The organism is Dellaglioa sp. CoH-57-MRSF-17 (assembly GCF_056782015.1).
In genome coordinates this window covers 288,347-301,006 of record NZ_JBXAXY010000002.1, presented here as the reverse complement: position 1 = coordinate 301,006, position 12,660 = coordinate 288,347, and the positions used below count along the sequence as shown (strand labels likewise).

The 12,660-nt window shown below is 32.6% G+C and carries 14 protein-coding genes and 1 other annotated feature (1 of these 15 running past the window's edge); all 14 genes read left to right on the top strand.

Annotation, left to right across the window (positions count from 1 at the left end; all coding sequences use genetic code 11):
* Positions 1-28, top strand: a binding site (T-box leader); it begins 160 nt to the left of the window's first position.
* 55 nt (positions 29-83) lie between these two features.
* On the top strand, positions 84-1,397 hold the full coding sequence (gene hisS / locus AC1RPJ_RS03395; protein ID WP_481761361.1) for a histidine--tRNA ligase: 1,314 nt from the start codon (positions 84-86) through the stop codon (positions 1,395-1,397).
* A complete protein-coding gene (aspS, locus tag AC1RPJ_RS03390) occupies positions 1,394-3,163 on the top strand; it encodes an aspartate--tRNA ligase (RefSeq protein WP_481761360.1) in 1,770 nt (589 codons plus the stop codon). Before hisS ends, aspS begins: the two co-directional genes overlap by 4 nt.
* A 110-nt stretch (positions 3,164-3,273) precedes the next feature.
* Entirely contained in the window at positions 3,274-3,795 is a 522-nt protein-coding gene (gene msrA / locus AC1RPJ_RS03385; RefSeq protein ID WP_409022479.1) for a peptide-methionine (S)-S-oxide reductase MsrA, read from the top strand.
* A 149-nt stretch (positions 3,796-3,944) separates the two neighbouring features.
* Positions 3,945-4,820 carry a YitT family protein gene (locus tag AC1RPJ_RS03380; RefSeq protein WP_409022480.1) on the top strand — a complete coding sequence of 292 codons (876 nt, stop codon included), beginning with the start codon at positions 3,945-3,947 and terminating at the stop codon, positions 4,818-4,820.
* Positions 4,821-4,844: 24 nt separating this feature from the next.
* The gene (locus tag AC1RPJ_RS03375) at positions 4,845-6,020 is read left to right on the top strand and encodes a CDP-glycerol glycerophosphotransferase family protein (RefSeq protein ID WP_481762404.1); all 1,176 of its coding nucleotides are present in this window, start codon (positions 4,845-4,847) and stop codon (positions 6,018-6,020) included.
* An 18-nt stretch (positions 6,021-6,038) separates the two neighbouring features.
* Positions 6,039-6,848 carry an ABC transporter permease gene (locus AC1RPJ_RS03370; protein ID WP_409022482.1) on the top strand — a complete coding sequence of 270 codons (810 nt, stop codon included), beginning with the start codon at positions 6,039-6,041 and terminating at the stop codon, positions 6,846-6,848.
* A gap of 105 nt (positions 6,849-6,953) precedes the next feature.
* Positions 6,954-7,844: a deoxyribonuclease IV gene (locus AC1RPJ_RS03365; protein WP_409022483.1), complete on the top strand. Its 891-nt coding sequence runs from the start codon at positions 6,954-6,956 to the stop codon at positions 7,842-7,844.
* A 198-nt stretch (positions 7,845-8,042) separates the two neighbouring features.
* Positions 8,043-8,231 carry a 30S ribosomal protein S21 gene (rpsU, locus tag AC1RPJ_RS03360; RefSeq protein ID WP_057973588.1) on the top strand — a complete coding sequence of 63 codons (189 nt, stop codon included), beginning with the start codon at positions 8,043-8,045 and terminating at the stop codon, positions 8,229-8,231.
* A 17-nt stretch (positions 8,232-8,248) separates the two neighbouring features.
* Positions 8,249-8,692 carry a GatB/YqeY domain-containing protein gene (locus AC1RPJ_RS03355; protein WP_409022484.1) on the top strand — a complete coding sequence of 148 codons (444 nt, stop codon included), beginning with the start codon at positions 8,249-8,251 and terminating at the stop codon, positions 8,690-8,692.
* Positions 8,693-8,799: 107 nt separating this feature from the next.
* Positions 8,800-9,285: an rRNA maturation RNase YbeY gene (gene ybeY / locus AC1RPJ_RS03350; protein WP_409022485.1), complete on the top strand. Its 486-nt coding sequence runs from the start codon at positions 8,800-8,802 to the stop codon at positions 9,283-9,285.
* A complete protein-coding gene (locus AC1RPJ_RS03345; RefSeq protein ID WP_409022486.1) occupies positions 9,263-9,667 on the top strand; it encodes a diacylglycerol kinase family protein in 405 nt (134 codons plus the stop codon). The genes ybeY and AC1RPJ_RS03345 overlap by 23 nt, the downstream gene beginning before the upstream one ends.
* Before the next feature lie 43 nt (positions 9,668-9,710).
* On the top strand, positions 9,711-10,616 hold the full coding sequence (gene era, locus AC1RPJ_RS03340; protein ID WP_409022487.1) for a GTPase Era: 906 nt from the start codon (positions 9,711-9,713) through the stop codon (positions 10,614-10,616).
* Positions 10,617-10,680: 64 nt separating this feature from the next.
* Entirely contained in the window at positions 10,681-11,472 is a 792-nt protein-coding gene (recO, locus tag AC1RPJ_RS03335; protein WP_481761411.1) for a DNA repair protein RecO, read from the top strand.
* Positions 11,473-11,742: 270 nt separating this feature from the next.
* The gene (gene glyQ, locus AC1RPJ_RS03330) at positions 11,743-12,660 is read left to right on the top strand and encodes a glycine--tRNA ligase subunit alpha (protein WP_409022489.1); all 918 of its coding nucleotides are present in this window, start codon (positions 11,743-11,745) and stop codon (positions 12,658-12,660) included.

The following is a 12,660-nucleotide window of genomic DNA, read 5'->3' as shown; positions in this document are numbered from 1 at the left end:
GGTGGTACCGTGCAAAAGCACCCTTGTCGTATTTAGATGAGGGTGCTTTTTTGTATATAATGCCACAAATAGGAGGATTTATAATGAAATTTCAACGTCCCAAAGGAACAGCAGATATAATCCCAGCAGATTCAAAAAAATGGCAATATATTGAAGAAACCGCTAGAAATATATTCTCAAGTTACCAATATGATGAAATTAGAACACCACTTTTTGAACATTTTGAGGTTTTTTCAAGAACTTCAGGTGATACTTCTGATATTGTAACTAAAGAAATGTATGATTTTAAAGATAAAGGTGACCGCCATATAACACTTCGTCCTGAAGGAACAGCTGGAGTTGTTAGAGCGTATGTTGAAAATAAACTTTATGGCCCAGAAATTCAAAAGCCATTTAAAACGTATTATATTGGACCAATGTTTCGTTATGAAAGACCTCAATCTGGACGCTTACGTCAATTTCATCAAATTGGAGTTGAAGCCTTTGGGGTTGATAATCCAACACTTGATGTTGAAGTTATGGCAATGGCAATTGATTTCTTATCAAAATTTGGATTAACAAATTTAAAATTAGCTATTAATACTTTGGGAGATAATGATAGTCGTGATAATTATCGTGACGCATTAGTTGCATATTTACGTCCCTTCGCTGATCAATTAAGTGATGATTCAAAAGCACGTTTAGAAAAAAATCCACTACGCGTTTTGGATAGTAAAGATAAAGGTGATCAAGAAATTGTTAAAAATGCACCATCAATTCTAGATTACCTTAGTGAAGAGTCACAGGCTCATTTTAACCAAGTAAAAGTGTTACTTGATGCATTGGAAATTCCATATGAAGTTGATTCAACAATGGTTCGTGGACTTGATTATTATAACCATACCATTTTCGAAATTATGTCTGATTCAAAAGCATTTGGTGGGAAATTTACGACCATTTGTGCTGGTGGACGATATAATGGCCTTGTTGAGCAATTAGGTGGTCCTGAAACACCAGGGATTGGTTTTGGCTTGGGGATTGAAAGATTATTATTAGTTCTTGAAGCTGAAGATGCAAAATTACCCGTTGAACAAAGTTTAGATGTTTATGTTGTTGGTATTGGTGAAGAAACGAATACTGAAACACTAAAACTCGTGCAATCAATGCGTAAGGCAGGTTATTCAATTGAAAGAGATTATTTAAATCGTAAACCAAAAGGTCAATTTAAATCTGCTAATCGTATGAATGCTCATTTTGTTATGACTTTAGGTGAGAGCGAACTAGAAACACAAACTTTGAATTTTAAAAATATGAAAACAAGTCAAGAAATTATATTAAAATTAGAAGATGTATATACTGATTTTTCGAAAGTATATGAAAAGGCATTAAAATTAGAAATGGAGGCTGATGGAGAATGAAAAGAACAACATACAATGGTTTAGTTGATGAAACTTTTATTGGTCAAACAGTTACATTAAAGGGATGGGTACAAAAAAGACGCGATTTAGGAAATTTAATTTTTATTGATTTACGTGATCGTGAGGGCATTGTTCAACTGGTTTTTAGTCAAGAATTTGATTCCGAAGCTTTAAAGATTGCTGAAGAGTTACGTAATGAATTTGTTGTTGAGGTTGCAGGAAAAGTGACACAACGGGATGCTAAAGCAATCAACCCAAGAATGAAAACGGGTAAGATTGAAGTTGAAGTTCATAATGCAGTTATTTTGAATAAAGCAAAAACACCGCCATTTGAAATACAAGATGATATTAATGTTGTAGATGATACAAGATTAAAATATCGTTATTTAGACTTACGTCGTCCTGAAATGCAAAAATCATTAATGATTCGTAGCCGTATTACACAATCTGTTCACAGCTACTTAGATAATCAAAATTTTATTGATATTGAAACACCATATTTAACAAAATCAACACCTGAAGGGGCTCGTGACTATCTTGTACCTTCCCGTGTCTATCCTGGGCATTTTTATGCATTACCACAATCACCTCAATTATTTAAGCAATTATTGATGAATGCCGGATTTGATCGTTACTACCAAATTGCTCGTTGTTTTAGAGACGAAGATTTGCGTGGTGACCGTCAACCTGAATTTACGCAAATAGATTTAGAAACATCATTTATGTCTGCTGAAGAAATTCAAGATTTAACAGAAGGTTTATTAAAACGTGTAATGAAAGATACTTTAAATATTGACCTCGAATTACCATTACAACGTATGACTTGGAATGAATCAATGGCAAGATATGGTTCTGAAAAACCGGATATTAGATTTGATATGGAATTAAAAGATATGTCTGCTGCAGTTAAAGATATTGATTTTAAAGTATTTACTAATACTTTAAACAATGGTGGACTTGTTAATGCTATTGCGATTCCTGGTGGTGCCGATAAGTATTCACGCAAAGCGATTGATGCTAAAACGGCTTATATTGAACGTTTTGGTGCTAAAGGGTTAGCTTGGGTAAAAGTAACTGAAGAAGGATTTAGTGGCCCAATTGCTAAATTTTTAAATGACCATGTTGATGCAATTAAAGAAGCTGCTGGTGCAAATGTCGGAGATTTAATTTTGTTTGTTGCTGACAAAGCAAGTGTTGTTCGTGCATCATTAGGTTACTTACGTAATGATATTGCCAAAGAGATGGATATGATTGATGAAAATAGATTCGCCTTCCTTTGGGTTGTTGATTGGCCATTATTTGAATACAGTGAAGACTTTGACAAATTTATTGCTGCGCATCATCCTTTTACTATGCCAAATGAAGAAGATATTCATTTACTTGATGAAAATCCACATGAAGCACATGCACAAAGTTATGATATTATTTTGAATGGTTATGAATTGGGTGGTGGGTCAATCCGTATTCATAAACGCGATATTCAAGAAAAAATGTTTAAGGCTTTAGGATTTACTAAAGAAAGTGCGGAAGAACAATTTGGATTTTTCCTAGATGCACTTGATTATGGATTCCCACCACATGGTGGATTGGCTATTGGGTTAGACAGATTTGCTATGTTATTGGCAAAGAAAGATAACATTCGCGAAGTTATCGCGTTCCCTAAAAATTCAAAAGCATCAGAGCCATTGACGAATGCGCCTAGTCTAGTTGCAAGTAAGCAATTAGATGAATTATCGTTAAAAGTTGAAGAAAATAAATTAAAATAGACGTTTAAAAGACTAATGATTAAACTCATTAGTCTTTTTTAGGCATAAAAATATCAATATTATGTTAAGTGATTTATTATTATCATATATTAAGAGGGGGAATGATGATAATGAGTGAAAAAGCAATATTCGCTGGTGGTTGTTTTTGGTGCATGGTTGAACCGTTTGAAGAACAAGCAGGAATTTTAAATGTCGTATCTGGATATACAGGAGGACACACTAAAAATCCAACATATGAAGATGTTGTATCTGAAACAACGGGGCATACTGAGGCAGTTGAGATAACATTTGACCCTAAAAAAATTAATTACGCTCAGCTTGTTGAGATATATTGGCAACAAACAGATCCAACTGATGCGATGGGGCAATTTCAAGATAGGGGTAGTTCATATCGCCCAGTGATTTATACACTAAATGATGAGCAAAGAAAAATTGCGGAAACTTCAAGACAACTATTGATTGATAGTCATAGATTCAAAGAACCAATTGTTACAACTATAGAAGATGCAGGTCCATTTTATGCTGCTGAGGATTATCATCAAGAGTTTTATAAAAAGAATCCAAGAAGATTTGCTATGGAAGAAAACGGTGGACGGAATCAATTTAAACAATCTGTCTGGAAATCTAAATAAGTTAAAAGAGTCTTTTCGAATGAATTTTGAAAAGACTCTTTTTGTATAGATTAAGATTTACTTGATAAGTAAATGTCTAACTGTATCTGACCGTAATGAATGGTATAATATTCGTAACTTGTTAAAATGAAATGTGAGGTTTTTTGATCATGGACGATCTGCAACAAATTTTTAAGAAACATTCATACGCGGCCAAAGCTTCAACAGCATTTATATATGCGATATTAGTTTCGGTTGCGATGAACTTTTTTTGGACACCAGGAAAAATATATGCCTCTGGTATTACGGGGTTAGCGCAATTAGTAGCAACCCTCCTTAGTCGATATGCACCATTTCAAATATCGACTGCGTTACTCTTATTTCTTTTAAATGTACCAATGTTCATTTTGGCTTGGAATAAAATTGGTCACCGTTTTACTGTGTTTACTTTTCTAGCAGTTGTATTTTCAAGTATTATGATCAAAGCAATTACGCCAGTAACGTTAACAACGGATCCTATTATTTGCGCGATATTTGGTGGAGCTGTTAATGGATTTGGTACTGGATTAGCGCTTAGAAATGGAATTTCAACTGGTGGATTAGATATTATTGGCTTAACAATTAAAAAGAAAACAGGTAAAAGTATTGGAACTATTAATATTATTTTTAATGCTTTTATTGTTCTAGCAGCCGGTTTTATTTATGGTTGGCCATATGCTTTTTATTCTGCATTGGGATTATTTGTTAATGCTAGAGTCATGGATATGGTTTATACAAGACAACAAAAAATGCAAGTTATGATTGTGACGAGTCGTCCTAAGAGTGTGATTGATTCAATACAAAATCATATGCGTCGTGGAATCACAATTGTTAACGATGTTGAGGGTGCTTATCATCATGATGATAAGACACTTTTAATTACCGTTATTTCGAGATATGAACAAAATGAATTACATGATGCAATGGAAGAGTCAGACCCGGTCGCATTTGTTAGTATCTCAGAAAACGTTCAGATATGGGGACGTTTTTATGAGCAAGCATTATAAATAAAACTAAAGGATTAATAAGTTATGCAAATTAAAAAGATAATCTACTTATTTCTCATCAGACTATTTTCGTTACTGAATTTCTCTAAAAAAAGTACTAATATCAGCTATTTAATGAGTTTCGGTGGTAATAGTGACTTCATTCGGAAATTAAATCAAAGATGTTTAGATAATAATCAACATTTAATCATTTTTTATCGACCTTCTATGAAGTTAGAAATTAAGAATATCGAAGACTTAAATATTGAAACCAAAATATTTACTGAAAATATTTCTTTCGTATTAAATTTAATCCCTCTGATTTCTAAGAGTAACTTAATTTTTGTCGATAATTATTTTGCTTTTTTAGCCACAATGCATACAAAAAAAACAACCAAAATTGTTCAACTTTGGCATGCAAATGGGGCAATTAAATCGTTTGGTTGGGATGAGCCTAAGACAGCTGATCGATCAGCTGAAGATAAAAAACGATTTCAATCTGTCTATAATCAATTTGATGATTTTATTGTAGCGTCAGCTAAAATGGGGTCAGTATTTAAGAAAAGTTATCATGTTTCTGATAATCACATTTTAGAACTTGGATACCCTGCTACAGATAAATTTAAAGATAGCAATTGGATAAAATTAACAAAAAAAAATATTTTTAGTAGCCACCCAGACTTAATTAAGAAAAAAATCATTTTATACGCACCAACATATAGAGAAGATATAAATGGGGAAGTTATATTAGAAATACCAGATGATTTTTCTAATATTCAAGAATTATTAAATGATGAAACTAAGTTAATTATTAAATTACATCCGCATTTAAAGGACAAAGAGCTTGCCTTTAAAAAATTATTATCTAAGAATAATGATATTTTATGGGTGGATGAATACACAACTGGAGAATTGTTGGTCATCACAAATTGTTTAATTACAGATTATTCATCGGTTATTTTTGATTTCAGTTTATTGCCAAACGCTGAACGAGTTTTATTCTATTGTTTTGATTTAAAGAATTATGAAAGTAGTATTGGGATTCAATCGGATTTTAATAACTGGGTACCAGGACCGATTGTGCAAACAATGAGTGAACTAGTTGCTACTTATAAAGAATTCAAAAATAGTGATAGACAATTAGCAACATTTAATTTATTATGGAATACATCTAATGATGGGCATGCGACAGAGCGTGTTCTAGATTATTATTTTACTTAAATAAGGAGCGTCAATACATTGAAAAAAGTTATTTCAATTATAAAAGAACAATTTGAAAATTTACCAATTATATTTCGAGTTTCAAAATATGAAGATCGAGCAAGTTACCAAAGTCATTATTTAGGAATTGCATGGGAGTTTTTAAACCCAATGATTCAAATTGGTATTTACTATCTTGTTTTCGGTGTTGCCTTGCACGCTGGACAACAGATAGATGGGGTTAATTATTTTGCTTGGATGATGGTGGGTATCGCCCCATGGTTGTTTATGAATTCTAGTGTACTTGGTATGTCTCGTAGTGTTTATGAAAAAGTTGGATTAGTTGCTAAAATGAAATTTCCAGTTAGCGTACTACCAACAATTCGTATGGTCAGTCAAATGACTGCGTATTGGGTTATGTTCGGTTTTAGTATTATTGTTTTATTATTATCAGGTGTAACGCCCACTTTGTATTGGTTACAGTACATTTATTATTTTATCTGTATGATTGCATTTTTATTTGCTTTCGGTATTTTTAATTCAACCATCTCAATTTTAGCTCGTGATTACTATATAGCACTCCAATCGATTATGAGGGTTTTATTTTACATGTCAGGTATTTTATTCAATTTAAATTCTGGTAGTTTTCCTAAAGTTTTTGTTAGAATTCTACAAATAAATCCGTTTAACTATTTAGTCGCAGGGTTTAGAGAAACTTTCTTGAGCGAAGGTTGGTTTTTTAATAATCCAACACAACTATTACTATTTTGGTCAATCACATTAATGTTCCTCTTAATAGGATCACATTTACACTATAAATTTAGAGCTCATTTTGTTGATTTAATTTAAATATAAAAGATTTAGAAAACTTCCTGTCAGGTGAGTATTCTAAATCTTTTTTTATAATCAATGTTATAATACAATCAAGTTAAAATGCGAAAAGGGGTAAGGATAATGTTGATAGGATCACATGTTAGTATGAAGGGAAAAGATATGTTACTTGGTTCCGCCGAAGAGGCTTCGAATAATGGAGCAAGTACATTTATGATTTATACGGGAGCACCTCAAAATACAAGGCGAAAAGATATTTCAGAGATGAATATTCCAAAAGGTAAAGCCTTTATGGTGGAACATGGATTAAGTGATATAGTTGTTCATGCCCCTTATATTATCAATTTAGGAAATACAGTTAAACCAGAGAATTTTACATTTGCAATCAATTTTTTGAAAGCTGAAATAGATAGGGCCGAAGCATTAGGTGCTACTCAAATGACTCTCCATCCTGGTGCTCATGTAGGTGCGGGAGATGAAGCTGCAATTAAACATATCATTGAAGGATTAAACGAAGTTTTGACTTCAGACCAAAAAATTCAAATTGCTATTGAAACAATGGCGGGCAAGGGTACAGAGGTTGGACGAACATTTGAACAGATTGCACAAATGATTGATGGTGTGAAGTTGAATGATAAATTATCTGTTACGTTTGATACATGTCATACTAGTGATGCTGGATATAATATTAAAGATGACTTTGAATCTGTTATAGAAAAGTTTGATGATATTATTGGAATTGATCGATTGAAAGTCTTTCATATTAACGATTCAAAAAATGTTCAAGGAAGTCATAAAGATAGACATGCTAATATTGGCTTTGGTGAAATTGGGTTTGATGCATTAAATAGTATTGTACATGACGAAAGATTTAGTAAGGTACCTAAAATATTAGAAACACCATATGTAGGTGTAGATAAAAAAAATCAACAATCACCATATCAAAAAGAAATTTTGATGTTTAAAGAAAATACCTTTAATCCTAATCTATTAACGGAACTTGGGTTAAATTAAAGCTGTTTATTGATTTAGATCAATTGATTTATGCTTAATTTGTTAAAAAAAAGTATATTTTTTGTATTATCTCAAATATTTTATAAAAGATTTATTGACGGCGATAAAGACTTTAGTTATAATGAACAAGGACAGTTCGACGATGCAACTTAATGCATAAAAAGACGGTTACATTCAAGCTCGGAGGGAGGGATATCTATGTCAAAGACAGTCGTACGTAAAAACGAATCTCTCGATGATGCTCTTCGTCGCTTTAAACGTTCCGTTTCTAAAACAGGTACATTACAAGAATACCGTAAACGCGAATTCTATGAAAAGCCAAGTGTGAAACGTAAGAAGAAATCCGAAGCAGCAAGAAAGCGTAAAACAACTAAGAAACGCTTCTAGTCTAGGGAGGAATCACGTTGAGTCTATTAGAAACACTTAATAACGATTTAAAACAAGCGATGAAAGCAAAAGACAAACAAACTTTAAGTACTGTAAGAATGCTTAAAGCAGCTGTTACAAACGAAGAAATTAAAGCAGGTCATGATTTATCAGTTGATGATGAAACTGTTTTATTGGCTCGCGAGTTAAAACAACGCAAAGAATCTTATGCAGAATTCAAAGATGCCGGTCGAGATGATCTTTTAGAAAATCTTGATATGGAAATAAAAATTGTCGAAAAATATTTACCTGAACAATTATCAGCTGAAGAAGTTACTGATGTCGTGAAAGAAGTTATTTCACAAGTTGGTGCAACATCAAAAGCTGATTTTGGAAAAGTCATGGGTGCGGTTATTCCTAAACTTAAGGGACGCGCTGATGGTAAGGTTATAAGTGAGACAGTTAAATCATTATTAAATTAGCGAAAAAGGAATTACAATTCAACTTGAATTGTAGTTCCTTTTTTTTTATGCTATTATTTGAGTTGAGTAACTTTGGGACATATAAAACGAATTTAAAGAGGGTTATTATGGATTTAGAAATTTTTGACCACACTAAGGCAGAACCAGAAAAAAATATAACATTAATTAAAGAAATTCTTAATTTTGCGGGTAAGAAAATAAAATTACCTGATGAAACAGAAATGTCAGTTACTTTAATGAATAATGAAGAAATTCACAAAATTAATCGTGAATATCGAAATGTAGATAGACCAACTGACGTCATCAGCTTCGCAATCGAAGAAGATGGAGATGATATGCCAATTATTTTTCCTGATGATGAAGGTATGGATATGCCTGAAATTGCTAAAAATATCGGTGATATCATGATTTCAACTGAAAAAGTTGCTGAACAAGCAGTTGATTATGGTCATTCTTATGAACGTGAATTGGGATTTTTGACAGTCCATGGGTTCTTACACCTAAATGGTTACGATCATATGGAACCTGAAGATGAAAAAGAAATGTTTGGATTACAAACAGAGATATTAGATGCTTATGGCCTTAAACGATAAGCGCCAAGTTAAAAAAAATCGAACATTTTTGTTGTCACTAGGACATTCTCTAGATGGCCTTGTTACGGTTTTTAAAGAAGAAAGAAATATGAAAAAACATGTAGCCATGATGATACTAGTATCTATTTGTGCGGCAATTTTTCAAATTTCTGAAACAGAGTGGCTATGGCTAGCTCTTAGCATTAGTATGGTTATTATTAATGAAGTTTGGAACACAGTTATAGAGAATCTGGTTGATCTGACAACTGGTCATAAATATAATGAGATTGCAAAAAAAGTTAAAGATATGTCAGCTGCTGCTGTCTTACTTTCGGCACTATTTGCGATGATTGTTGGATGTCTTATTTTTATCCCACAACTGTTAGAATTAGTTTTTGATTAGTCAATTATAATAAAAGGTACATAAATAAGAGGAGAATTAATTAATGCAAAATAAAAAGTTTCATTCAGGATTTGTGGCAATTTTAGGACGACCAAATGTTGGAAAATCAACATTTTTAAACAATGTTATGGGTCAAAAAATTGCTATTATGAGTGATAAGGCACAAACGACCAGAAATAAAATTCAAGGTATTTATACAACAGATGATGCACAAATTGTCTTTATTGATACACCTGGTGTTCATAAACCAAAGAGTCGTTTAGGTGATTTTATGGTCAAATCAGCACTTTCAACACTTGGTGAAGTTGATGCTATTTTATTTATGGTTAATGCAACAGAAAAACGTGGACCAGGAGATAATTTTATTATTGATCGATTAAAAGATACTAAGAAACCAATTTATTTGGTTATTAATAAAATTGACCAAATTCACCCTGATGAAATATTAGCTATTGTGGAAACGTATCGAGAATCTTTGGACTATAAAGAAGTTTTCCCAATTTCAGCACTTAAAGGAAATAACGTCGATGAGCTTGTTGATTCATTAATTAGTGAATTACCTGAAGGACCCCAGTTTTACCCAGAAGATCAAATTACAGATCATCCAGAACGTTTTGTTATGGGTGAACTAATTCGTGAAAAAGTTTTACAATTAACACGAGAAGAAGTTCCTCACTCAGTTGCCGTTTTGGTTGAAGATATAAAAAAAGAGGACGAAGAAAAATTGCACATTTCTGCAACAATTATCGTTGAACGTCCAACGCAAAAAGGTATTATTATTGGTAAAGGTGGTAAAATGTTAAAAGATATCGGTGTTAAAGCTAGAAAAGATATCGAAACGATGCTTGGTGATCGCGTTTATTTGGAACTTTGGGTTAAAGTTCAAAAAAATTGGCGAGATAAACAGACTGATTTAAAAGCATTTGGTTACCGTGAAGATGACTATTAAGAAGTAACTAATGATCGGAACAAGATAATTTTTGTTCCGATTTTTATTTGCTCATGGAAAGGGGATGCATAGTATCGTTCAGAATAATGCAGATTTTGAAGGGATTTTACTTTATCGTAAAGAATATAAAGAACGTGATCTTTTAGTGAAATTTTTAACCGATCGTTATGGTAAAAAAATGTTTTTTATTAAAGGTGCTAGAAAACGAGGATTCAAATTATCTGCTGCTTTACTACCATTTACAATCGGAACTTACAGTGGGAGTATAAATGACAACGGATTATCATTTATTAATACTGCTAAAGAGTTTGAACAATTTCAAACGATTTCACAGGATATAATCAGTAATGCTTATACCATTTATATTTTTAGTTTAATTGATGCTGCATTCAAAGATAACGAACCCATCTCTGTTTGGTACCGAAAAGTTGTGACAGCAATTCGATTGATTAACGAAGAATTTGATCCAGAAATTATTACAAATATTATTGAAATTCAGCTATTAACAGTTTTTGGTGTACAGCCTCAATTGCAGGTCTGTGCAGTTGGTGGCGAAACGCAGGGAGAATTTGATTATTCAGAATCTTACGGTGGGCTACTGTGTTCTAAACATTGGTATCTTGATAATAATCGACTTCATGCTACTCAAAAAACAATTTTTTATTTGAGACAATTTTCTGTAGTGAATCTTGATAAATTAAATTCAATCAAGGTTGCTGAGAGTACCAAAAAGGAATTACGTCGTATTATTGATGTTATTTATGATAATAGTGTTGGATTAAATTTGAAAAGTAAAAAATTTATCGATGGAATCAGTTCTTGGCCAGTCTCATTAAAGAAAAATACTGAAATATAATTGACAAATACTTATTTCTAAACTATGATTATAGAGAAATAAATAGCGGGATTATGATGAAAAAGGGTAAGAATAGTTATTAAAGCGAACTTAGGATTAGTGCAAGCTAAGTAATTAATTATTTTTATTGGCATTTTCGGAGTCCTTTGTTAATGAAGCTGCTGGTTGAATTGAACCAGAAGTAGGGTGGAACCGCGATATTAAAATCGTCCCTATGTGGTCTATAAGACTGCATAGGTTTTTTTGTGCTTAAAAATAAGGAGGAATACTATGTCAAAAAAGTTAGCTGTTCAAGATATTATTATGACATTACAAAAATTCTGGGCTGATCAGGGTTGTATGTTAATGGAGGCTTATGATACAGAAAAAGGTGCTGGAACTATGAGCCCTTACACATTTTTACGTGCAATTGGACCAGAACCATGGAATGCTGCATACGTTGAACCTTCAAGACGTCCTGCAGATGGTCGTTATGGCGAAAATCCCAATCGTTTGTACCAACATCATCAATTTCAAGTTGTGATGAAACCATCTCCTGCAAATATTCAAGATTTATATTTGGATAGTTTGCGTGCATTAGGTATTGATCCAGCTGAACATGATATTCGATTTGTTGAAGACAACTGGGAAAACCCATCAATGGGTTGTGCTGGTGTTGGCTGGGAAGTTTGGCTTGATGGTATGGAAGTTACACAATTTACTTATTTCCAACAGGTTGGTGGATTAGAGGTACATCCCGTCACTAGTGAAGTTACTTATGGTTTAGAGCGCCTTTCTTCATATATTCAAGATGTTGAGAGTGTTTATGATCTTGAATGGGCTGATGGGGTCATGTACGGCGACATATTTAAAGAACCAGAATATGAAAATTCTAAATATTCATTTGAAGAAAGCAATCAAGAAATGTTATTTAATTTGTTTGATGTATATGAAACAGAAGCCAAAAAACAGATTGCCAATGGGTTAGTTCATCCGGCATACGATTATGTTTTAAAATGTAGTCATACATTTAATTTATTAGATGCTCGAGGAGCCGTTTCTGTTACTGAACGTGCTGGATATTTAGCAAGAATTAGAAATATGGCTAAATCAATTGCTAAAGTTTTCGTACAGGAGCGTAAAAAATTAGGCTACCCATTACTAAAAGATGAAAAACTTCGTAGTAAATTATTAAAGGAGGATAAATAA

Bases quoted from the DNA above. Each gene is read 5' to 3' on its own strand.
- hisS (WP_481761361.1), top strand. From the start codon at position 84: ATGAAATTTCAACGTCCCAAAGGAACAGCAGATATAATCCCAGCAGAT.
- aspS (WP_481761360.1), top strand. From the start codon at position 1,394: ATGAAAAGAACAACATACAATGGTTTAGTTGATGAAACTTTTATTGGT.
- msrA (WP_409022479.1), top strand. From the start codon at position 3,274: ATGAGTGAAAAAGCAATATTCGCTGGTGGTTGTTTTTGGTGCATGGTT.
- AC1RPJ_RS03380 (WP_409022480.1), top strand. From the start codon at position 3,945: ATGGACGATCTGCAACAAATTTTTAAGAAACATTCATACGCGGCCAAA.
- AC1RPJ_RS03375 (WP_481762404.1), top strand. From the start codon at position 4,845: ATGCAAATTAAAAAGATAATCTACTTATTTCTCATCAGACTATTTTCG.
- AC1RPJ_RS03365 (WP_409022483.1), top strand. From the start codon at position 6,954: ATGTTGATAGGATCACATGTTAGTATGAAGGGAAAAGATATGTTACTT.
- rpsU (WP_057973588.1), top strand. From the start codon at position 8,043: ATGTCAAAGACAGTCGTACGTAAAAACGAATCTCTCGATGATGCTCTT.
- ybeY (WP_409022485.1), top strand. From the start codon at position 8,800: ATGGATTTAGAAATTTTTGACCACACTAAGGCAGAACCAGAAAAAAAT.
- AC1RPJ_RS03345 (WP_409022486.1), top strand. From the start codon at position 9,263: ATGCTTATGGCCTTAAACGATAAGCGCCAAGTTAAAAAAAATCGAACA.
- era (WP_409022487.1), top strand. From the start codon at position 9,711: ATGCAAAATAAAAAGTTTCATTCAGGATTTGTGGCAATTTTAGGACGA.
- recO (WP_481761411.1), top strand. From the start codon at position 10,681: ATGCATAGTATCGTTCAGAATAATGCAGATTTTGAAGGGATTTTACTT.
- glyQ (WP_409022489.1), top strand. From the start codon at position 11,743: ATGTCAAAAAAGTTAGCTGTTCAAGATATTATTATGACATTACAAAAA.